This is a genomic window from Stenotrophomonas sp. DR822 (assembly GCF_019793815.1).
In the GTDB taxonomy this organism is placed as follows: domain Bacteria; phylum Pseudomonadota; class Gammaproteobacteria; order Xanthomonadales; family Xanthomonadaceae; genus Stenotrophomonas; species Stenotrophomonas indicatrix.
Genome location: NZ_CP081826.1, coordinates 31,530 through 50,526, shown reverse-complemented (window position 1 = coordinate 50,526; position 18,997 = coordinate 31,530). Strand labels below are relative to the sequence as shown.

At 61.6% G+C, this 18,997-nt stretch carries 20 protein-coding genes and 1 pseudogene; 4 read left to right on the top strand and 17 right to left on the bottom strand.

The features are described 5' to 3' along the window. Positions 1-21: 21 nt before the first annotated feature. The 16 genes and pseudogenes from K5K93_RS20190 to K5K93_RS00195 all read right to left on the bottom strand — a co-directional run bounded on the left by K5K93_RS20190 (position 22) and on the right by K5K93_RS00195 (position 16,042). Positions 22-291, bottom strand: a complete 270-nt coding sequence (locus K5K93_RS20190; protein ID WP_261311885.1) for a DUF4189 domain-containing protein — start codon at positions 289-291, stop codon at positions 22-24. 278 nt (positions 292-569) lie between these two features. Then, a pseudogene (locus K5K93_RS00270) lies at positions 570-1,184 on the bottom strand (type IV secretion system protein); the annotation flags it as partial. Between the two features lie 373 nt (positions 1,185-1,557). Continuing rightward, positions 1,558-1,767, bottom strand: coding sequence for a hypothetical protein (locus tag K5K93_RS00265; protein ID WP_222389037.1), 210 nt, complete (start codon positions 1,765-1,767; stop codon positions 1,558-1,560). A gap of 765 nt (positions 1,768-2,532) precedes the next feature. Then, positions 2,533-3,690: a type IV secretion system protein gene (locus K5K93_RS00255; RefSeq protein ID WP_261311983.1), complete on the bottom strand. Its 1,158-nt coding sequence runs from the start codon at positions 3,688-3,690 to the stop codon at positions 2,533-2,535. 83 nt (positions 3,691-3,773) lie between these two features. Next, positions 3,774-4,712: a hypothetical protein gene (locus tag K5K93_RS00250; RefSeq protein ID WP_222389034.1), complete on the bottom strand. Its 939-nt coding sequence runs from the start codon at positions 4,710-4,712 to the stop codon at positions 3,774-3,776. Continuing rightward, the gene (locus K5K93_RS00245; protein ID WP_222389032.1) at positions 4,642-7,089 is read right to left on the bottom strand and encodes a VirB4 family type IV secretion/conjugal transfer ATPase; all 2,448 of its coding nucleotides are present in this window, start codon (positions 7,087-7,089) and stop codon (positions 4,642-4,644) included. Before K5K93_RS00245 ends, K5K93_RS00250 begins: the two co-directional genes overlap by 71 nt. Positions 7,090-7,173: 84 nt before the next feature. Next, on the bottom strand, positions 7,174-7,482 hold the full coding sequence (locus K5K93_RS00240) for a VirB3 family type IV secretion system protein (RefSeq protein WP_154880788.1): 309 nt from the start codon (positions 7,480-7,482) through the stop codon (positions 7,174-7,176). Beyond that, complete coding sequence (locus tag K5K93_RS00235; RefSeq protein ID WP_230112075.1) at positions 7,475-7,834, bottom strand: TrbC/VirB2 family protein; 360 nt, start codon at positions 7,832-7,834, stop codon at positions 7,475-7,477. The genes K5K93_RS00240 and K5K93_RS00235 overlap by 8 nt, the downstream gene beginning before the upstream one ends. A gap of 130 nt (positions 7,835-7,964) precedes the next feature. Then, positions 7,965-8,948, bottom strand: coding sequence for a lytic transglycosylase domain-containing protein (locus K5K93_RS00230; protein WP_222389028.1), 984 nt, complete (start codon positions 8,946-8,948; stop codon positions 7,965-7,967). Positions 8,949-8,951: 3 nt separating this feature from the next. Further along, complete coding sequence (gene virB11, locus K5K93_RS00225; RefSeq protein WP_132824812.1) at positions 8,952-9,995, bottom strand: P-type DNA transfer ATPase VirB11; 1,044 nt, start codon at positions 9,993-9,995, stop codon at positions 8,952-8,954. Between the two features lie 12 nt (positions 9,996-10,007). Beyond that, positions 10,008-11,270: a TrbI/VirB10 family protein gene (locus tag K5K93_RS00220; RefSeq protein ID WP_222389023.1), complete on the bottom strand. Its 1,263-nt coding sequence runs from the start codon at positions 11,268-11,270 to the stop codon at positions 10,008-10,010. Continuing rightward, entirely contained in the window at positions 11,267-12,046 is a 780-nt protein-coding gene (locus tag K5K93_RS00215; protein WP_154880794.1) for a TrbG/VirB9 family P-type conjugative transfer protein, read from the bottom strand. Before K5K93_RS00215 ends, K5K93_RS00220 begins: the two co-directional genes overlap by 4 nt. Continuing rightward, the gene (locus K5K93_RS00210) at positions 12,043-13,116 is read right to left on the bottom strand and encodes a type IV secretion system protein (RefSeq protein ID WP_222389022.1); all 1,074 of its coding nucleotides are present in this window, start codon (positions 13,114-13,116) and stop codon (positions 12,043-12,045) included. The genes K5K93_RS00215 and K5K93_RS00210 overlap by 4 nt, the downstream gene beginning before the upstream one ends. 89 nt (positions 13,117-13,205) lie before the next feature. Continuing rightward, positions 13,206-13,652 (bottom strand): hypothetical protein, encoded by a 447-nt coding sequence (locus K5K93_RS00205; protein WP_025878721.1) that lies wholly within the window; start codon positions 13,650-13,652, stop codon positions 13,206-13,208. 416 nt (positions 13,653-14,068) lie between these two features. Continuing rightward, positions 14,069-15,748, bottom strand: a complete 1,680-nt coding sequence (locus K5K93_RS00200) for a type IV secretory system conjugative DNA transfer family protein (protein WP_222389019.1) — start codon at positions 15,746-15,748, stop codon at positions 14,069-14,071. A gap of 36 nt (positions 15,749-15,784) precedes the next feature. After that, positions 15,785-16,042, bottom strand: coding sequence for a hypothetical protein (locus K5K93_RS00195; protein WP_222389018.1), 258 nt, complete (start codon positions 16,040-16,042; stop codon positions 15,785-15,787). A gap of 122 nt (positions 16,043-16,164) precedes the next feature. On the opposite strand from K5K93_RS00195, the gene K5K93_RS00190 reads away from it, so the two are divergent. Both K5K93_RS00190 and K5K93_RS00185 read left to right on the top strand, forming a co-directional pair. After that, a complete protein-coding gene (locus K5K93_RS00190) occupies positions 16,165-16,617 on the top strand; it encodes a phosphohydrolase (protein ID WP_222389015.1) in 453 nt (150 codons plus the stop codon). A gap of 78 nt (positions 16,618-16,695) precedes the next feature. Further along, a complete protein-coding gene (locus tag K5K93_RS00185) occupies positions 16,696-17,904 on the top strand; it encodes an MFS transporter (RefSeq protein ID WP_222389011.1) in 1,209 nt (402 codons plus the stop codon). A 91-nt stretch (positions 17,905-17,995) separates the two neighbouring features. On the opposite strand, the gene K5K93_RS00180 is transcribed toward K5K93_RS00185, so the two are convergent. Next, a complete protein-coding gene (locus tag K5K93_RS00180; protein WP_222389009.1) occupies positions 17,996-18,283 on the bottom strand; it encodes a barstar family protein in 288 nt (95 codons plus the stop codon). A 177-nt stretch (positions 18,284-18,460) separates the two neighbouring features. Between K5K93_RS00180 and K5K93_RS00175 the strand changes: the two genes are divergently transcribed. After that, a complete protein-coding gene (locus K5K93_RS00175; protein ID WP_025878727.1) occupies positions 18,461-18,709 on the top strand; it encodes a hypothetical protein in 249 nt (82 codons plus the stop codon). A 9-nt stretch (positions 18,710-18,718) separates the two neighbouring features. Further along, a complete protein-coding gene (locus tag K5K93_RS00170) occupies positions 18,719-18,895 on the top strand; it encodes a hypothetical protein (RefSeq protein ID WP_222389008.1) in 177 nt (58 codons plus the stop codon). The last annotated feature ends 102 nt before the right edge of the window (positions 18,896-18,997 follow it).

Sequence of the window (18,997 nt, the reverse complement as noted above, 5' to 3'; positions counted from 1 at the left end):
AAGAGTGAGGCTACGGAAGGATCAGTACGCCTTGAAATACGGCTCCGTGCAACCGCTGTAAACAACCTTGCACGCCGCCCCCCCCTTAACTTGACAGTCCTTGAGAGCGCGGGCCTGAGCCACGCCCACATCAGCACCAGTATGGATCTTCGTACCACGCCCCCCACCAGCGGTAGCCGCAGCTACACACGTGTTCTTGAATGCTAGATCGATCCGACAATCACTAGCCCCCCATTGGGCGCACTGTGCGAGAGCATCCTTCTGAGCATCAGACTTGCTGAATTTTCCCATCGAAACTCCCGCATCACCTGACGCGGAGCTGGAGAGCGCGCCCCAAGTTTTGATCCAGCGACCAGTTGGCCTGGGACCAGATTCCGCGCCCCCCCCTCCCGCTGGAATTGGTGCACAGCCAGGCGCTCTGTCATCTCCGATTGGGTACTGACCGGGCGGGCACCTACCCTCTGCCAGCACTGGTCCGGCAACAACCGATAGAGCACCCATAGTACAAACGACTATCAAGGCGCGGAAAATCGGGGCGGTCGATTGAATACCTGATCTGTAGGCGTTTCTCATCTTAAATCCTTTGCCGTGACTGCGATACCTCGCTGCCCCGTATCTTGACTTACACCTGAGGCCCCACTGTTCATGCCCCCCATTCGACTGTAGTCAGCGCCGGAACTGCTGCTATCAGCATGATCGTTCGATTTCGGCGCCGGCGGCGTATACGAACCCGGCGGCTGGCCCTGCGGACCCGGCTGGCCCGCTGCCGATCCACCGATCTGGGAGTATGGCGCGAAACCACCCAAGGTCCCCTGGAAGAACATCGCCGCCATTGGGGGAGCGGTCAGGATCAGGGTCGTGAGGATCAGGCCCATGCCGCCCTGCTGCATCGCCTGGCTGGTCATGCCGTCGCTGGAGGCGCCGTCGAGCAAAAACTTGTTGACCAGGGCGGTGGACCAGAACGCAGCCGAGACACGGATCACCATGTCCAGCGCGATCGATACCATCGCGGCCAGTACCGCCATCGAGAACATCGTGCCGATGCCGTAGAACAGCCATCGCTGGAACAGCTGCTTGGTCTGGTCGAACAGCAGACACAGAATGAACAAGGGACCCAGGCCGATGAACAGCGCCAGCGCGACCTCGTAGAGCAGCAACATCGCACCAGCGGTGACCGCCGGGCCGCTGCTGTGCCTGCAATACCTCGCTGACCCGTATCTTGACTAACACTAGAGACTCCAGTGTTCATGCCGCCCACACGACTGTAGTCGGCCCCGGAACTACCGCTACCACCATGATCATTCGATTTGGGAGCCGGCGGCGTATACGAGCCCGGCGGCTGGCCCTGCGGACCTGACTGGCCCGCTGCGGGGGAGTAAGTGGCGAAACCACCCAAGGTCCCTTGTAAGAACATCGCTGCCATTGGGAGAGCGATCAGGATCAAGGTCGTGAGGATGATGAACAGCGCCAGCACGACCTCCTAGAGCAGCAACATCAAATCCCAGAAGGCCAGAAGGCAACGAACTGAGGTGAATACGTGTCAGTGCCAAACCAATATCACAGAGGCAAACCCGGCACTTCACTAGCGAACAGAGCAATACCAAGTGCGGCCTGCACCATTCCGACCTTGGCGGGGGGCTCGTCATCGCAAAAATAGATGCGCTCAGAAAGTGGAATGCAGCCTGGCCGCAGACCTACTCGCCCCAGAAGAACTGCCTTCATTTGGATTGCAGCCATGACCAAGGCATCATAAAACACTTCCGGCATTCCAAATGCCTGAGCTCCTTGCCGCGCCATCGCCGCGCCCCATCGCTTGAAGCTACCCAGCCACAACACTCAAGCCGAATGTTTGAAGGTCAAGTCAACCTTCATAGTAAGTCTGTCAATACCGTACAACACCAATCAGCGTGAGACATGCAGGCGCGCACGTGCCCGACCCTAACGATCAGAAGGCCTTGAACTCCGACATGCTGCAGCCCGAATACACCACACTGCAAAGCTGTCCCGCACCGTAGGCTTGGCACTGGGTGATTGCCATATCCTTGGCCTTACTTTCAGTCTCGGCCGTCACCGCCATTGACTGACCAGATGAGCGAGCGAGCGACTGTGCTGATGGATCCGCAATCGCCACACATTGATTGTGATAGGCGAGCCTGAGCTTGCACTGCTTCCCCCCCAAGCGATTACATTCAGCCATTGCGGCACTAACCGCCCGACGTTTCGACTTCATTGAGAACGCCGCGCCGGTGGTAAGCGTGCTCGAATCCTCTGCGATGGCTCCCCACCTTGTCTCCCACTTCCCCGTTGCAACCGGCCCCTGCTGTCCATCAGAAGCACCGCCGCCAGGAATCGGAGCACATCCTGGTGCACGGCTGTCGCCTATTGGGTACTGGCCAGGAGGGCACCTACCCTCGGCAAACGCAACGAAGGGCAAAGCAAACAACACAAGCACAGCAACAAGCATTTTCACAGCACCCTCCGTTCGACCTAAGTAAGCACTAGACATAGGGAAGAGCCCCCATGCAATCTACCTCAATCTGCATTTCCTAACTTTCGACCGTTATAGTTCGAAACTCCAGCTTCAGACACTGCACCAACAGTTCTTGTCATGTTCTGCTGGGCAATATCCACTTGCGATCCGCTCGACGTTGAATGGCTATTTACCGTCTGCGCCGGCGTATACGAACCCGGCGGCTGGCCCTGCGGACCCGGCTGGCCCGCTGCCGATCCACCGATCTGGGAGTATGGCGCGAAACCACCCAAGGTCCCTTGGAAGAACATCGCCGCCATTGGGGGAGCGGTCAGGATCAGGGTCGTGAGGATCAGGCCCATGCCGCCCTGCTGCATCGCCTGGCTGGTCATGCCGTCACTGGAGGCGCCGTCGAGCAGGAACTTGTTGACCAGGGCGGTGGACCAGAACGCGGCTGAGACACGGATCACCATGTCCAGCGCGATCGATACCATCGCGGCCAGTACCGCCATCGAGAACATCGTGCCGATGCCGTAGAACAGCCATCGCTGGAACAGCTGCTTGGTCTGGTCGAACAGCAGACACAGAATGAACAAGGGACCCAGGCCGATGAACAGCGCCAGCGCGACCTCGTAGAGCAGCAACATCGCACCAGCGGTGACCGCCGGGCCGCCCGTGCCCAGGCCGATGAACCACAGCGCCCGGGTCTTGTCCGCCTGCAACCCTGGATCATTCAGGATCTTGATGCCATCAATGCTCGACAGCGCCACCTGCATCCAGGCCAAGCTCTTGTCGATCTGGTCTTCCGGCTGCTGGTCCTTGCCGGTCACCACGTGGGTGATCAGGCCTTTGACGTCCTCGTTGAGGAATTTCTGCAGGTTGCTGCCGAACATCGCCATGCTGGTGGCAACGCTCACAATCAACGCCGCGCGCGCCATATTGGTCACCAGCACCATCATGGAGTCGCGGCTGCGGCCGGTGACGATCCGGAAGCCCTGGATCAGTACCCACAGCGTCATCAGCACCAGGGCAATGCCACCGACCCAGGACATCATGCGCCCCATCAAGTCGATGCCGTAGTCACTGATCCTGTCGCGCAGGTAATCCATGATCAGCTTGAAGAAGACGAAATCGCCGATCGACTGGACACGCACAGCGTAGCCCAGCAGATCCTGCAATCCGCCTGAGAAATCAAAGTTGGCCAGCCACCTGATCGTCATTTCCACAATCCCTTGGTAATTCCGTTACTGCAAGAAACGCCGCATTGCTTTGCAGCGCCTGTCTACGTATTAGCGGCGTGCAATCACTTGACGCTGAGCGCGGCCTTCAGTGCGGTGGTCTTTACCATGTCGCTGATCAGCTGCTTGGTCGGGTCCCCCTTCAATGCGGCCTGCGCCACCACCTTCTGGTTGGCCTCCATGACCTCGATATAGGAATCATAGGATTTCATCCGTGCTTCCCAGCTCTGGGCAAGTGCGGCAATGTCATTGGCGGTGCGGATCGATTCGCTGTCGGCACCCTGCACGGTGCCCTGATCGTTGTTGGTCAGGCGGATCCTGAGGATGCGGTTCAAGGAGTTGTTGATGCGCGGAACGGTCTGGGTCAGGAAATCGATCGCGTCGTTGTACTTGCGGTTCTGCATCATCCGGATGTTGACGCAGATCTGCATCTGCTGCTCCTTCACATCCGCCTGCGGATTGAACACGAACACCTTGAAGGCGGACTCCAGGCTGAAGTCCAGCGCCTTGCCGCAGGTTTCGGCAACCAGATAGTTCGGCGCCACCGGCACCAGCGGCGCGCTGTCGGGCATGCCGAAGCTGTTCACCGCCGCCTGCACCTGGATCAGCGCCTGGCGATACTGCTCCAGCGTGCGGATCCAGCGGGTGTTCTGCTCGATGTACTCGGCCGCGTCCTGCGCTTTGGCCGCGTAGGCGGTCGCCTCAGTCTTGTAGGTGTTGATCTGATTGAGCAGGTGCTGGATGAGACTGGTACCGGTCTCCTGCACGGGAATCCAGGCGCTGACATTGCCGGTGCCGAGCGCCATCATGGCTGCCACGGTCATCGCTGCAAGACGGGGCCCGCGGCGGCGGGGCGAGGAAGTTTGCTTGGTATTGTTCATATCAGTCTCCATTGATCGGAACTCGTAGTCTTCGGGCAGGCCGTCTCGCGGATCAGGTAACAGTGTCGCGCGCTGCGACAGCCGCCTTGCCCGAGCCCTTTCGATTCTTGTAGAAATCTTCAAGCCACTGTTCCGGCGTCAGTTCATCCACCGTCACTCGTGCGCGTACCGCAGCCGTCTGCAATACGCGATGCATGATGTCGATGTTGTCAGTGGACGCCGAGATCACCGACAGAATGTCGTCCATCCCGCGCAGGTTGAGCTGGCACACGCTGGACGCGTGACCCTGCTTGACCAGGAAGCAGCGCGAGCGCTCATCCAAGGCGGTGACCACCTTGAACTCGGCCTCGGTCAGCTTCAGGCCGTCCATGTAGTCGCTCTTGCTGGCGTTCGGGTTCGGAAGCAGGATCAACGTGGCAGTCTGCTCGATCAGCGCCGCCGAGATGTCGCTCTTCAGCGCGTCCTCTGGGCTCTGCGTCGCGAAAATGCCCAAGCCATTCTGCTTACGGATGGTCTTCTGCTTGTTCTTGGCGAATTCCTTCAGGCCACCCTCACCGTCCAGAATCTTCCAGAATTCGTCCATTACGTAGATCAACGGACGACCGTCGATCAGCGACTCCAGACGGTGCAGCAGGTAATTGATGACCGGCACGCGCACTTCGGGGTTGTCGATGATGTCGGTGTAATCGAAACCGATGATGTTGGCCTTGCTCAGGTCCACGGTATCCACCGGGTTATCGAACACCCAGCCCAGCGAGTTGCCCGAGGTCCAGCGGCGCATGCGCGCGTACAGTCCGTCGTCGCCCATGTTGGGCAGGCTCTTCTGGAAATTGGTCATGCTGCGCAGGTGCATCGGCGTGTCAAGCATGCTCTCGACCGCGCGGTAGATATCCTCTTCTTCGCGGGAGCTGTACTCACGCTTGCCTGCCAACACCTTGATCAGGTCGGCCAGGAACTGCACATTGCTTTCGTTGTTCTCGCACTGGAACGGATTGAAGCCGGTCGGCGCGCCGTTCTCCAGGGCCAAGTAGTTGCCACCGCAAGCGCGCACGAAGATCTCCGCGCCGCGGTCCTTGTCGAAGAAGAAGATGGTCGGCGATGGCTCGTACTTCTGCACCTGGCTGAGCAGGAAGTTGATCAGCGCGGTCTTACCGGTACCCGACTTACCAATCACCATGGTGTTGGCGATCGCCTTTTCACCCAGCGAGTTTTCCGACGGATGGGTGGCATGGAAGTTGAAGTAGTACGGCTGGCCGTTGGTCGTCTGCAACGTGGTGACGCAGTCGCCCCACGGATTGTTGTGCTGCTTGCCGGTGGCGAAGTTGTGCAGTGGCGACAGACCGAGGAAGTTCAGCGAGCTGACGTTGGCCAGGCGAGTGCGGAAGCGCCAGTTGGCCGGAATCTGCGAATAGAACGACGAGGTGACAGCCAAGTCTTCCTTGGTGGTCACGAAGCCGGCATTGGAAAGCTCGGCACGGGTAGTAGCCACGTTCTGGGACAGCTTGGCCTGGCTGTCGCCATAGACCGCCATGATGAAGTGGTACTCGCCCAGTACGAAGTTGCCAGATGACAGATGGTCCATCGCCTGGTCGAGCTCGACGATCTGGCTGACGGCCTTGTCACCGGAGGAAATCATCATGCCTTTGGTGCGGTCGAGCACCTTCAGCGCGTCCTGGCGCCCCATCGGGCTGAACGAATGGGTGATGACATACTCGAAGTCCAGATACTTCAGTCCATTGAGGATGCCCGGGTAGGTACCCTCGGCATACTCCTTGATGTTGAGGATGGCGCCGAAGTGATTGACGCCGTTGGGCGTGTTGATCACGAAGTCGCCGGTCTTGGCCGAGAACATGTGCCGGCTGACCGGCAGGTAGTCCTTCACTGGTGCCGACAGCACCGGCACGGGCTCATCGATGCGATTGATCAAGTAGCCGAAGAGCTCCAGGGTCTCGGAGAACACCACGCCGTTCTTGGCTTCGTACATGCCCAGGCGGTACGGCGCGTAGTCGCGGATGACGGCTTCGACGTTGCCAGCCAGTTCCATCAGCTTCTCGACGGCCTGTTCCTGCTCGGCGCGGAGCTTGTCGACGTTGGCCGACTTCTCCACGAAGCGCTTGCCGGTCACTACCGGCCGGTAGAGCATGGTCAGGTACAGCTCGTTCTGCATGATGCGCTGCGAGGACAGCATGCCCATGTACTGGTCGGACACGTCCTGGTTGAAGCGCTGCTTGTAACTGCTCTTGCCCTTCAACGTGCGGCGACGGCGGATGTCATGCACCCAGAAGGCGACGTTGACGAAATCCGGCGCGCGCAGCGTCTGCAGCAACCGATTGAAGGTGTTGTGCCGATGTTCCAGCTCCCACTCCTCGCGCCCCACGAACGGCAACCCTTCCAGGTGCCAGGTCAACAGATAGTCGCCGCCCGTGGTCTTCACCACATTCGGGGCTACATGCGAGGACAGAGGAATGAATTCGCTGATGGACGTATCTGGGCTGAACATACGACTGCTTCCAAAGGGTACTGCCGACGAAGATTCGGAGTGGACCAGGTGGGCGTCCGACGCCCACCTGGTCCGGTCCAGCCCTCAATCCATTCGGGCCGGTTTGTTGCGGTAATGATTCGGGTTGAACACCCACATTCCTTCGTGTTCCTGCACGTTGCGAACCCGGAGCTTGAACATCAGCCTCAGGCCCAGCAGCCGGAAGATCATTTCGTCACGCTTGGCCATCTGACGCATGATGAAGATGGCCACCGGAATGGTCAGCAGGAACCAGAAGTTCGTGTACATGCTCAAGAGCAGCAACCCGCCGGCCACCATAAAGAACGGCAGGTAGGGGACGCCCAGAAACATCGCTGGGCGTGTGCAACCCCGGAACAGAACGTTCTTATGCACTGTAGTACTGGATGGCGTTCTGGATGTGGAGGGCCATACCGCCAGCAGCGCCGCCGCCGCACTTGCCGTCGCTGCCATCACCCAGCAGCATGCGGGCGATCTGGCCTGCGGCACCGATCAGCACGCCGCCGATCAGGATCGACGCGACATCAGAGATGCGCTTGTGCGCGAACGCAATCTGGTAGCCGGCGAAGATGACCGCGATGGTCACCACGGCGATCGAGGCAATATTCAGCAGGCCATTGATGTTGTTGAAGAAGCCGCAGACCTTTTCGTCGGTGCCACCGAAATCGGTGGCGCCGGAGGCAAACACCTGCGGAGCAAACACGGCGCCAGCAAAGAAGGTGGCCATCAGCAGGGTCTTCAGCGTGCGCTGGGCCTGGACGAGGTCGAGATTGGATCGCTTCATGGATTGATTTCCTTGTTGATGGACTAACACAACTGAATCGACCAGCCGGGGGACTGGCCGTACCACGACTTCGTCAGAACACGAAGGCCGCATCCCCTGCGGGAATCTGTTGCACCGGCGCTGCCGCTGGCGCGTTGTATACGTTGCCGTTTCCGGCCACAGGTGCGTTCCGCTCGCTCCATGGGCGCAGCATGACCGGGGCATCGTCGCCGGCGACCGCTCCGGGAAGCTGCTGCGGCATGACAGGCCCACCCTGCCCCTGCCTGACTTGCTGATTCTGCTGCGGATTCTGCTGCGGAATCTGCTGCGGCGACTGCGGATAGCCTGCGCCTGCCGGGCCTTCCGGCTGCATCATTCGATCCACCGAGCCCAGCACAACGCGTGACAGCGCCTGATCGGCAAGATTGACCAGACTGCTGCGCGCCATCGCACCGGTGGACGGATAGACGGTATAGGCTCGTGCCGGATCGTTGGACGGCACATACACCGGAGTACTGGCCTGGGCGACGATGCGTGCCTGTGCTGGAGACGCCCGTTGCGGGTGGTGCTCCACCTTGACGGTACGGCGCTCACCACGATTGATCACGTCGATCGGCGCAACGCCATTGGAGGCAACCTGCTGTCCACGACGGATCGAGTCATACACTTTCTGCACATAACCGTGGCGGAAGCCGGTTTCGAAGTTGCCCGAGTAGTAGCAACTGAACGACTTGCCCCAATCCTTGCCCGAGCGCTTGTAACACTCGGCCAGGATGCGCGAACCCGCCTGCAGGTTCGGGCACTGCTGGAAGGCCTTTTCGTACGAATCCAGGCCGTATTTGGCCAGATTGTAGCGATTGACCTGGGCCAGGCCGATCGAGAAGTTGTAACCCTTCTCCTCCAGCATGCGCACGGTGGCAAGGGCCTCGTCCAGCGCCTTGGGCTGGCGCGCCAGTGCACCACCGACCACGCCGATGGCGTAGGGGTTGCGCGAGGATTCCACATTGATGACGTGCTGCATGACGTCCATCGAGACGGCCATCTCGGGGCACGCCATCATTTCAAGTCCTGGCAACATCGCTCAGCCCTCCTGCCCCTGGGCGCGCCCAGGATTGAAATCGATACCGGTGATATAGCGCGAACCCGCATGCGCCTTGATATGCACGACGATGTCGATGGTCATCATCAACAGACGCTTGATGACATTGAATTCCAGACCCGAACCTTCGGTCGACGCCTTCACCATCAGCGCCAGCTGGTCCCAGGTCTGTTCCGGGCTGCCAGCGTGGCAGCTGGTGATCGAGCCGGGGTGACCAGACGCGCAATTGCGGATGAAGTAGAACGCCTCATCGCCACGCAGCTCGGCGAGGATGATGCGTTCGGGCTTCATGCGCAGGCAGGCTTCCATGCAGCTCTTGGCCGTCACGTTGCTGGCGCTCTGCCCGCCCTTGGAATAAAGCAGATGCACGACATTGGGTTGAGTCAGAAACAGTTCGCGCGCATCTTCGATGGTGACCAGGCGCTCGCTGTCCGGAATATGGTTGACCAGCGCCTTCATGAAGGTGGTCTTGCCGCTACCGGTGGCGCCAGAGACGACGATGTTCTTGCGGTACATCACCGCACGCCTGAAGAACTCGGCGTACTCACGCTGCTGCCTCAGCTCCAGCAGTTCGCGATCCTGCTCGCTGAGGCTTCCATCCTGCTCAAGAATCTGGTTGAAGAAACCATCTTCGTGATACTGGGTAAGTGACTTGGTGTGCTTGGACGGCAGACGGATCGTGATCGACACCTTGCCCGCATCGCAGGCAGGCGGGATCACGAACTGTGCGCGCTGCCCGGTCGGGAAGGTCAGCGACACAACCGGGTCGGCATCGGTAATGCGCTGACCAGTGTTGCTCTCGTTGACCACCGCGGTGCAGAACTGCCGGGCCCGTTCGAACGTCAGGCCCGGTACATCCACGTGCTGCCACCCTGCCCGCGTCTCCAGGTACAGCTCGCCCGGACGGTTGATGCAGATTTCCGTCACGTCAGGCGAAGTCATGTACTCGGCGATGCCCAGCACTTCGTACTGATAGCGCAGGAAATCGCTGGAGACGAGGGCGAGGGGCGACACTTCGGCGTCCATGAGGGTTCCGGGTTACCGGCGCGGGTTCAGCACGCCGGTGAAGTCAACGTCCTTTGCGACGTATACATTCACGATCGTGCCCTGGTTGATGGTGACAGTCGGCGGACGACGACCTTCGCTGAGGGCCTCATTGGCCAAGCGCTCCATGGTGCGCGCGGTGGCGCTCTCATAGGGCGAGCGGACAGCGAAGCCGTTGCTGGCGACGGTGGTCGACTCTGGACCGTGCTCTGCGGCAGCGTATTTGAAGGCGTCAGCGATCAGGCTGATCATCAGGGCCGACGCGATGCGGCTACCCCAGTGAGCGCTGTACTGACCCGGATGACCGGCGCCACCCAGCTGGTCCACGCCAGGACTCGACATGGCCACGTCGATGCCGTTCGGGGTCGTGATGCGATCCCAGATGACTTCCACGCGCTTCCCGGTTGGGCCGCCACCGTATGCACCATAGATCTTCGAACCCTTCGGCAGCAGCAGGTTGCGGCCGTTGATCGAATAGACCGGCTCGGTCACCAGGCAGGAGGTATAGCCGGCGATATCGGTGATGATGCGGGTTTCCAGCACGCAGCGCAGATAGGTGCCGCGCACCAGCAGGGCATCCGGGCTGCGGATGAAGCTGGCGCTGGACACGTCTTCCACGTCCGGTCCGCGACGGACCTTTGCCGGCGCCGCCTGGTTGTTGGGCAGCTGGGCCAGCATGGCACGGGTGTACTCATCCATGCCGCGGCCGCCATTGCCCCCGTTGCCATCCTGTCCATCACCACCACCCACCCCGCTCCCGGAGCCGATGCGGCGGTCCAGCAAAGTCGGGCCACGGTCCATCTCGCGTGCCGAATCGGACTGGGGAACGAACAGCGGGGTGGAATCCATCGGCGGCGGCGGCGGTAGCGGCGGCACCATCTGGATCGGATCGGCAGCAGCCTGCGGCGGTGGTGTAGCCGTCGGCAGCTCAGGCGTCACTGCGCGCGCGGTCTTGTTGACGTCCGCCGGGGCATCCTTGTCTTCCTGCCCCTTGCGGAACAGCAGGAAGCCCATGGCCACCAGCAGAACCACGATGCCGCCCAGGAACAGCAGTGCCTTGCGGTTCAGGCGTTGTTCTTCGGCCGAGCGCAGCTGCGGCGCACTGGCGTCCAGATCCGGCGCAGGGCCGGCCTGGGTGTTGCCGAAATAGGGATTGGACGACGCCTCGGGCGCAGCGCCAGAAGCGCTGCCGTAAGGGCTCTGGCTGTCGTCGCGCCCGTTGTTTGGATCGCTTCCGGGAGTGTTCTGCTGGCTCATTTCTTCACGTTCCTTCGCAGACCAACGACGAAATCGCCGTGGCGGATGACCAGGTACGGGTAGGTCCCGTGGACGATCAAGGTGTTGCCTTCAACGGTGGTGTTGACCACGAAATCCTCGCCGTACTCTTTCTCACGGCCGAACACGGCCGGGAAAATGCCGGTCTTGTACTCCGGCGAGTTCGGAAGTTTCAGGTAGGTGAAACGACCATCGTCGTACGCGTTGACCGGAATCAGCCACCCCATCTTCTTCGCCTTGCTGGTCGAATAGGAGTAGTTGAAGTTGTACTGGCGATCCTTGGCCAACTCTGTGCTCAAGAGCGGCTGTGCCTCTTCCTCCACGGCCTCCTGGGCAACACCGAACACGGTGTCGTTCGGGTAGTTGAAGGCGATCTTGTACTGCACGCCAGCACGACGGGCCTGCTCGAGCTGGCGCCAATCGGTCGCCACCACCTTCAGTTCGAAGATGTACGAATGGGTCTCGGTGCGCACCATCATGTTGGTGTCGACATCGACGTTTTTCGGCTTGATGTAGAACACGTTCTCGCGGCGGGTCAGCTCCCAGCCGCTGCTGAAGCCGGTGCTGTAGTCGAGGATCTTTTCGTTCGGGCTCAGCTCGATCTGGGTGGTCAGACCCAGGCCGGTGCGAACCGGATAGATGCGGTCCTTCTCATACTCGTAATGGTCTACCGCCTGTGCCATCGCCGCGGTGGAAAACACCAGCGACAGCAACGACAGCAGCGCCAATGCGCTCCCCCTGACTTTTCGACTACTCATCGGTTGCTTGCTCCATCAGCATTTCCGGTGGAATTGTTCGGCGCCGGCGGCATGGCCTGCCCCTGCTGCATCGGTTGCCCCTGCATCGGCTGGCCTTGCATCGGTTGCCCCTGCATCGGCTGGCCTTGCATCGGTTGCCCCTGCATGGGCTGGCCTTGCATCGGCTGCCCCTGCTCATTGACTGGCACTGCCACAGGTTGGCCCGTTGCAGGATCAATCATGGTTGCCGCGGCAGGGTTGTTCGGATCATAGATGCCCTGTGCCTGCTGCGCGGCCTGCTGCGCGGCCTGCTGCGCCTGCGCCTGCGCCTGCATCGCGCCATCGTCCGGCACCGGCACGCCACGTGCGTAATCGTTGTCCACGCGGTATTCGGTGACCTGGAAGGCCAGCGGATTGAGTACACGATCCTGTTCGGACAACGCCAGGTTCTGGTTGTACTCGAAGCGCATCGTCACCAGCTGGTTGTCCAGATAGGTCGCCGCGCCACTACGCTTGTCGAGCAGGCTGCGCTGGATGCGCACCGAAGCGCCGCGGAAACTGCCGTTCGCCTCAGTACCCAAGGGGGTGATGCTGAGGATCTTGACCCGGATCGCTTTCTCGCGACCGTACATCACGAACGGGTTTTGCGGGTTGTTGCCGGCATAGCGCTGACGCATGCTCTGGGCGACAGGACCGCTGGACATCACAAACACCAGCTCCCAGTCGCGCAGGCCCATCACCGCCGAGTCGTACGACTCACGCGCCAGCACGTACTGGGCGACATTGCTGCGGTTGACTGCTTCGTTGCTGGTGATCGTCTCGCCCTGGAACGTGCCGCGCAGGCGCGCAACCGTTGCCGTACCCGTATAGGCATCAGCCATCACCAGGAACGGCACCTTCTCCTTCAGCGGCAGCATGTAGTAGTAGCCGCCGGCCAGCGCCAGCGACATCAGCAACGAACCGGTGGCGACCCACCAGGCACGACGCTCGCTGCGCCGGGCCATGTCGGCCACGGTGATCTCGTAGCTGACCGCCTTGGCGACCGACTGCTCGACCTTGGGGCTGTTGCCTGCATCCTTCTTGCGGAACATGGGTTCTTCCGTACTGCTGAAACATCAATGGGCGCGACGCCCCTGCGCCAGGCGCGGGGTGCGGCACGTTCGATGATTTCGACGCGGTCTCAGCTGCCGCTGCTGGCTTCAGGATCCTGGGCCGACGCGGTCGGCGTCGATCCAGCGCTCTGCACGACGATCTGGTTGCCGACGATGGAGACGGAAACGCCCTGCGCCGCATAGGCCGCCGTGAGATCGATCACGGCCTGCTGTGCGTTGGTGGTGTCGATCTCCGACACCGCGCCATACAGGGTGAAATCCGAACTGAGGCGATAGTCCAGCGTACGGCCGGAATCCTTGGCCCAGCGCTCGAGCATGGCCTTCAGCGTGCGATCCATCGGCGACGCCTGATAGACGTAGCTGGAGTACAGCGGAATCTCGGTCGGAGCCGTCGCGAAACGGTTGACCGGCTTCCAACGCCCTCCAAAGTCGGGTGCGGGCTTGGTAGCACAACCTGCCACCATCAACGCCGCCACTGCGGCGATGGACATTTTTGCAATAAACGCCTGATTCATACGGGCTTCACTTTGACGTACGAAAAAGCAGTCCCGATGTTGGTCCCTTGGTCGTCCGGCACTGCGCGATGCACGCCGGAAACGTAACGAATGCACTGCTTAACAGCACATGGGCACGGTTCCCCTGCAGCTCGAAAGCTGCCAACCAAGTCGCGTGAAGCAACCTCATCCGAGGCCCCTCTCACGCACCCTCACCAACGTCGGAACCATCCCTGTTCCCATGGCTGAAACTCCTGGCCACTCTGAAAGCATGACGAATCACACAGATCCGCAAGCCACGCATAGAGTCGCACAACTACGCGTCAATTCGATGTCAGACAAATCTGAATTTTGACCAACGTATGGCGTTTCTTTGACGCACCTCACTAATTCACTTCCGTGAACGCGTGCATCCGTCACACTTTCAAGGCTTCAACTTAGACATCAAGCATCGGCACGTCAACCTTTGGCAGTAGACGTGACGTGAAATAGCGGTCCTTGTAATAGCGAATCTTGTCGCACTTGACCGGATGCGGGATGCCTTCGTACAGGAAGACTTCCTTGTCCGGCCCCATCGCCTTGAGCTCCTGCGGCAGCATCAGCGCGCGACGCTCCTCGGTGAAGCTGTGGGTCTTTTCGCGCGCGTGGGTGACGTTCTTCTTGCGGATGGTGGTGTAACCCAGCATGTCCGAATAGTCGTTGGCGTCCTGTTGCTCGCGCGGGGCGTACAGGATCTGCAGCGCGTGGTTGGTGATGATCGTGCGCGAGACTTCGCGGCCATAGGTGGCATCCAGCTGCGACATGCTCTGGATGATCGGCAGCAGGCGCACGTTGTAACCGGCCATGTAGGACACCGCCGAGGCGATGATTTCGACCTTGCCGATCGAGGTGAATTCGTCCATCAACAGCAGGCACTGGTACTTCAGGTCCGGATTGGACTTGGGCAGTTCCTTGGTGTTGAGGTTGATCAGCTGGCTGAAGAACAGGTTGATGATCAATCGGCTTTCGGCCAGCTTGTTGGGCTGGATGCCGATGTAGATGGTCATCTTCTTCTTGCGCACGTCGGTGAGCAGGAAGTCGTTGGTGCTGGTGGCCTTGTCCAGCACGGGGTTGATCCAGGGGTTCAGCGGTTCCTTGAAGGTACCCAGGATCGAGGCGAAGGTCTCGTCGGCCTGGGACAGCATGTTGGCGAATGCCGAGCGCGCGTTGCTGCTGAGGAATGGACGCTCGGACAGGCCCTTGAGGAACTTCTTCAGGTCGCTGCCATCGCCGGAGGACAGGCGGTACACCGCGCCCAGGGTCGGTGTGCCCTGCCCGCCCGGGAAGCCGCTGCTGCGCTCGTCATCCCAGTTCTCGAACAGGTACAGGGTGAAGGCGATGAAGGCATTGCGCGCCTGGCTGATCCAGAACTTCTGGTCTTCCGAGCCATCGGGATACAGCATCGCACCGATGCTCATCAGGTCCGAGACACGGAACGCCGGGTCGTCGGAGACATAGCTGAGCGGGTTCCAGCGATGGGTGCGGCGATCTTCGGCGAAGGGGTTGAACAGGTAGATCTCCTGCCCCTGGCTGGCGCGCCAACCACTGGTAAGGTCGAAGTTTTCCTGTTTGATGTCCAGCACCACCAGAGATTCGCCGTACTCCAGCAGGTTCGGGATGACCACGCCGACGCCCTTGCCCGAACGGGTCGGGGCCGCCAGGATCACGAATTGCTGGCCGTCCAGCCGCACCAGCTTGCCGCCATGGCTGCCGACCACGATGCTCTGGCCGCTCTTCTTGAACATGCCATGCTTGGCCAGATCGGCGCTGGTGGCAAAGCGCGCGTCGCCGTGCAGCGAGCGCTTGTCCTTCTTCAGCAGCACGACCAGGCCGACGATGGCCAGCACCAGCAGCGGCAGGCCGAAGCCGAGGTAGCCGGCCCATTTGATCTTGCCCACGAACGGGGCAACCTGCGGCTGGCCGATGGCGTGGAAATACTGGTAATAGGTATTCCAGGTGAGCAGCTTGGTATCCAGACCAAGCAGCAGCAGCGTCAGGCAACCGGAAAGCACGAACCCAAGCAGCAGGGTCGCCAGCGTGATGATGGCGATGAGCAGATACTTCTTACTGGACAACACCCGAATCCTCCATGATGCGCCCGAGGGCGCGACGGCTTAGCGGCGGCGTCGCTGCGACGCCCTTCTCCGCAGGTTGACTTCATTTTCCAGCCCGGGCTCCACGCCCTCTTCCCGCACCAGTTCCTCAAGGTACCGGCGCGCATCGGCCAACGACATCAGGTCGGTCAGACGCTCCCCATCGTCGACGATGACCGCATGGCCGACCACATCGCCGGGAGCGTACACCGGCTCGTGGGTCACCGCTACCAGACGGAAGCGGCCGCGTAGTTCCAGCTGATGGGTGTATTCCTGCATGTCTCATCTCCCTGATGGAATCCAGATGCCATTCCTGCAGCGTCCGATCATGCCTGCACGGCCGTGGTGGCGGCATGCAGACAGTCCGTACGACAATACACGCTTGCACCGGGGAGATCGCAATGGACTGGGTAGCACGTGCACGCACGCTGGCGCTGGAGGCCCATGCCGGCCAGGTCGACAAGGCGGGACACCCCTACATCGGCCACGTTGGCCGGGTGGCCGCTGCCGTGCGCGGCGATGATGAAGCCGAGGCGGTGGCCTGGCTGCATGATGTGATCGAGGACTGCCCGGCCTTCGCTGTGCGGGTGCAGGCCTTTCCCGCCCCGTTGCAGGACGCGGTCCGGCTGCTGAGCCGGACGTCTGCGGCGGATGCCGACACGTACTACGCACGAATTTCGGCGGATCCGCTGGCACTGAAGGTCAAGCTGGCCGACATCGCCGACAATGCCGATGAAGCGCGGCTGGCATGGCTGGATGCCGCCACCGCCGAGCGCCTGCGTGACAAATATCGATGGGCCCTGGCGGCGCTTGGCCAGCCGGCCACGTCGGCAGCACCACCCATCGAACACTGATTTACCCCCAGCCCGGCTGATGCCTGTTGCGGTGCAGCAGTACAATGGGGCGCTTCCCCCGCCCCTTTGCGCCCCCGAATGAGCCCCAATTCCCCCCTGGCCGCTCGGCTGACGCCGCGCCAGCGCACCCTGATCATCCTCGCCCTGTCGTTGGGCGGCTTCGCCATCGGCACCAGTGAATTCGCCAGCATGGGCCTGATGCTGGAGATCAGCCGCGGCCTGTCGATCAGCGAGACGCAGGTCGGCCACCTGATCAGCGCATACGCCATCGGCGTGGTGGTGGGCGCACCGATCCTGGCCTTCGTCGGCGCAAGCTTCCCGCGCCGCAAGCTGCTGCTGGCGCTGATGGGGTTCTATGCCGTCGGCAATCTGGCCAGCGCGTTGGCGCCGAACTACGGCACGATGCTGGTGGCGCGCTTCGTCGCTGGCCTGCCGCATGGCGCCTACTTCGGCGTGGCGATGCTGGTGGCCGCAGCGATCAGCCCGGCCGGGCAGCGCGGGCAAGCGATGTCGCGCGTGCTGTTGGGGCTGTCGGTGGCGATCCTGATCGGCAATCCGCTGACCACCTGGCTGGGCCAGCAGCTGAGCTGGCGCACTGCCTTCGCCCTGGTCAGCGTGCTGGCCATCGCCACGGTGGCGATGATCGCGCGCTTCCTGCTGCCCGATCCGGATGAGGTGCGGACCTCGCCGATGCGCGAGCTGCGGGCATTCAACACCACCCAGGTTTGGCTGGCGCTGTCGATCGGTGCGGTGGGCTTTGCCGGCATGTTCTGCGTGTTCACCTACCTGGCACCGACCCTGGTGCAGGTGACCGGCGTGGCCGAGTCGTGGATGCCGCTCGCGGTGGGCGTATTCGGCATCGGCGCGATCATCGGCAACATCGCCGGCGGCTGGCTGGTCGACAAATTCCACTTCAAGGCCGCCGCCGTGGTGCTGGTGTGGTCGATCGTGATGCTGCTGCTGTATCCGCTGGCTGCCGAATCGGCGTGGACCATCGGCCCGATGATCATCACAGTGGGTACGATGGGCGCCCTGGCTGCGGTGTTGCAGACGCGCCTGATGGACGTGGCCGGCGAGGCGCAGACCCTGGCCGCCGCCTCCAACCATGCGGCGTTCAATACCGCCAATGCGCTCGGCCCGTGGCTGGGCGGCATGGCGATCAGCGCCGGCTTCAGCCCGGCCACCACCGGTTACGTCGGTGCGGCGACGGCGGTCGGCGGCCTGCTGCTGTGGTGCGTGTCGGTGATGCTGGAGAAGCGCAGGGTTGCCATCGCCGGCAGCCGCTGAACTGCGCACGGTTCGTCAGCCGTCGCCCAGGCGACGGTGTTGCCCTGGAGGCAACAGGTAGCACCGCACTGGCAGCGGCTGCACACCGAACCTACCGCAGGCAATAGCTGAAGCGTTCGTCCAGTGCCATGGCCTCATCCTGGCGCTGCACCCGCTCAAGCACGTCGACGATCTGCTGGAAGCGAGGCCCCAGCGCCTCTCTGGAAACCTGATGGCCGCTCCAGGTCAGCTGCAGCGGTCGCTCGACGCTGGCACTCAGCAGATCCCAGAGGGCGTCGAGATTGTTCCCATAACCGCGCTCGACACCCAGTGCGAGCGCCAGCGTCTCGTGGAATGCCCGCTCGCTGTGGATGCGGTTGCCGTCCAGTTCGATGTCCATTGCGGGCTACTCCGTTACCAGCGGCGAGTGGAAATTCAACCTGCATGCTATCCCAGCCGCATGCGCAGTCCTGAAGCGTAGCAGCGGACCTCGTTGACTTCGCCACCGCGCTGGCCTGACAGCCTCATCACGGTGGGAAAACGAGGATGGAGACACCTGTCTGCAACCGAGAACACCATGCCGGACACCGGCCACTTCGCCATCCATGCCTTCGAGGCCGCGTTCAACATTTCCGGCGACGTGGAGCGCATCATTTCGCTTACCGTGTCATGCCGTCATTGTGCGGAAATCACCTGCGCCCAGGACGCAAACCTGTTGCACCTGCCGGGCGGTACCCTGTTCCGTTGTGATGCCTGTGGCTGCCATCAGGCCATCAGCAATGCGCGCCTTTCGGACTGGCAACTGCCGCCCCTGCTGGGCGTATGAGGACGTACCATGCCGTTGACTGAAGAACAGCTCACCATCCTGCGCGCCATTGCCGATGCGCGCCCAGTAGGAAGCGATGCAGCGACGTGGGCCGTGAAGGAAGGCCTGGCGGTGCAGGCGGAAGATGCGGATATCGATCTGACCCCGCGTGGGCGCGACAGGCTGGCCTCCCAACCGGCGCGCTGACCGGGCAGCACTGGCAGGCAGCATGCACATGCGGTGGTCAGCTCATCACGGCATGTGCGCGCTGGCGGTGCGACGAACACGCGGCCTAGATCCGCCTTGCTG

Coding starts and splice junctions, on each gene's coding strand:
- K5K93_RS00230 (WP_222389028.1), bottom strand. CDS start 8,948: ATGTTGCCAGGACTTGAAATGATGGCGTGCCCCGAGATGGCCGTCTCG.
- K5K93_RS00235 (WP_230112075.1), bottom strand. CDS start 7,834: ATGGCCACCTTCTTTGCTGGCGCCGTGTTTGCTCCGCAGGTGTTTGCC.
- K5K93_RS00180 (WP_222389009.1), bottom strand. CDS start 18,283: ATGGACATCGAACTGGACGGCAACCGCATCCACAGCGAGCGGGCATTC.
- K5K93_RS00190 (WP_222389015.1), top strand. CDS start 16,165: ATGGACTGGGTAGCACGTGCACGCACGCTGGCGCTGGAGGCCCATGCC.
- K5K93_RS00185 (WP_222389011.1), top strand. CDS start 16,696: ATGAGCCCCAATTCCCCCCTGGCCGCTCGGCTGACGCCGCGCCAGCGC.
- K5K93_RS00245 (WP_222389032.1), bottom strand. CDS start 7,089: ATGTTCAGCCCAGATACGTCCATCAGCGAATTCATTCCTCTGTCCTCG.
- K5K93_RS20190 (WP_261311885.1), bottom strand. CDS start 291: ATGGGAAAATTCAGCAAGTCTGATGCTCAGAAGGATGCTCTCGCACAG.
- K5K93_RS00215 (WP_154880794.1), bottom strand. CDS start 12,046: ATGAGTAGTCGAAAAGTCAGGGGGAGCGCATTGGCGCTGCTGTCGTTG.
- K5K93_RS00170 (WP_222389008.1), top strand. CDS start 18,719: ATGCCGTTGACTGAAGAACAGCTCACCATCCTGCGCGCCATTGCCGAT.
- K5K93_RS00220 (WP_222389023.1), bottom strand. CDS start 11,270: ATGAGCCAGCAGAACACTCCCGGAAGCGATCCAAACAACGGGCGCGAC.
- K5K93_RS00210 (WP_222389022.1), bottom strand. CDS start 13,116: ATGTTCCGCAAGAAGGATGCAGGCAACAGCCCCAAGGTCGAGCAGTCG.
- K5K93_RS00265 (WP_222389037.1), bottom strand. CDS start 1,767: ATGCCGGAAGTGTTTTATGATGCCTTGGTCATGGCTGCAATCCAAATG.
- K5K93_RS00255 (WP_261311983.1), bottom strand. CDS start 3,690: ATGACGATCAGGTGGCTGGCCAACTTTGATTTCTCAGGCGGATTGCAG.
- K5K93_RS00195 (WP_222389018.1), bottom strand. CDS start 16,042: ATGCAGGAATACACCCATCAGCTGGAACTACGCGGCCGCTTCCGTCTG.
- virB11 (WP_132824812.1), bottom strand. CDS start 9,995: ATGGACGCCGAAGTGTCGCCCCTCGCCCTCGTCTCCAGCGATTTCCTG.
- K5K93_RS00175 (WP_025878727.1), top strand. CDS start 18,461: ATGCCGGACACCGGCCACTTCGCCATCCATGCCTTCGAGGCCGCGTTC.
- K5K93_RS00205 (WP_025878721.1), bottom strand. CDS start 13,652: ATGAATCAGGCGTTTATTGCAAAAATGTCCATCGCCGCAGTGGCGGCG.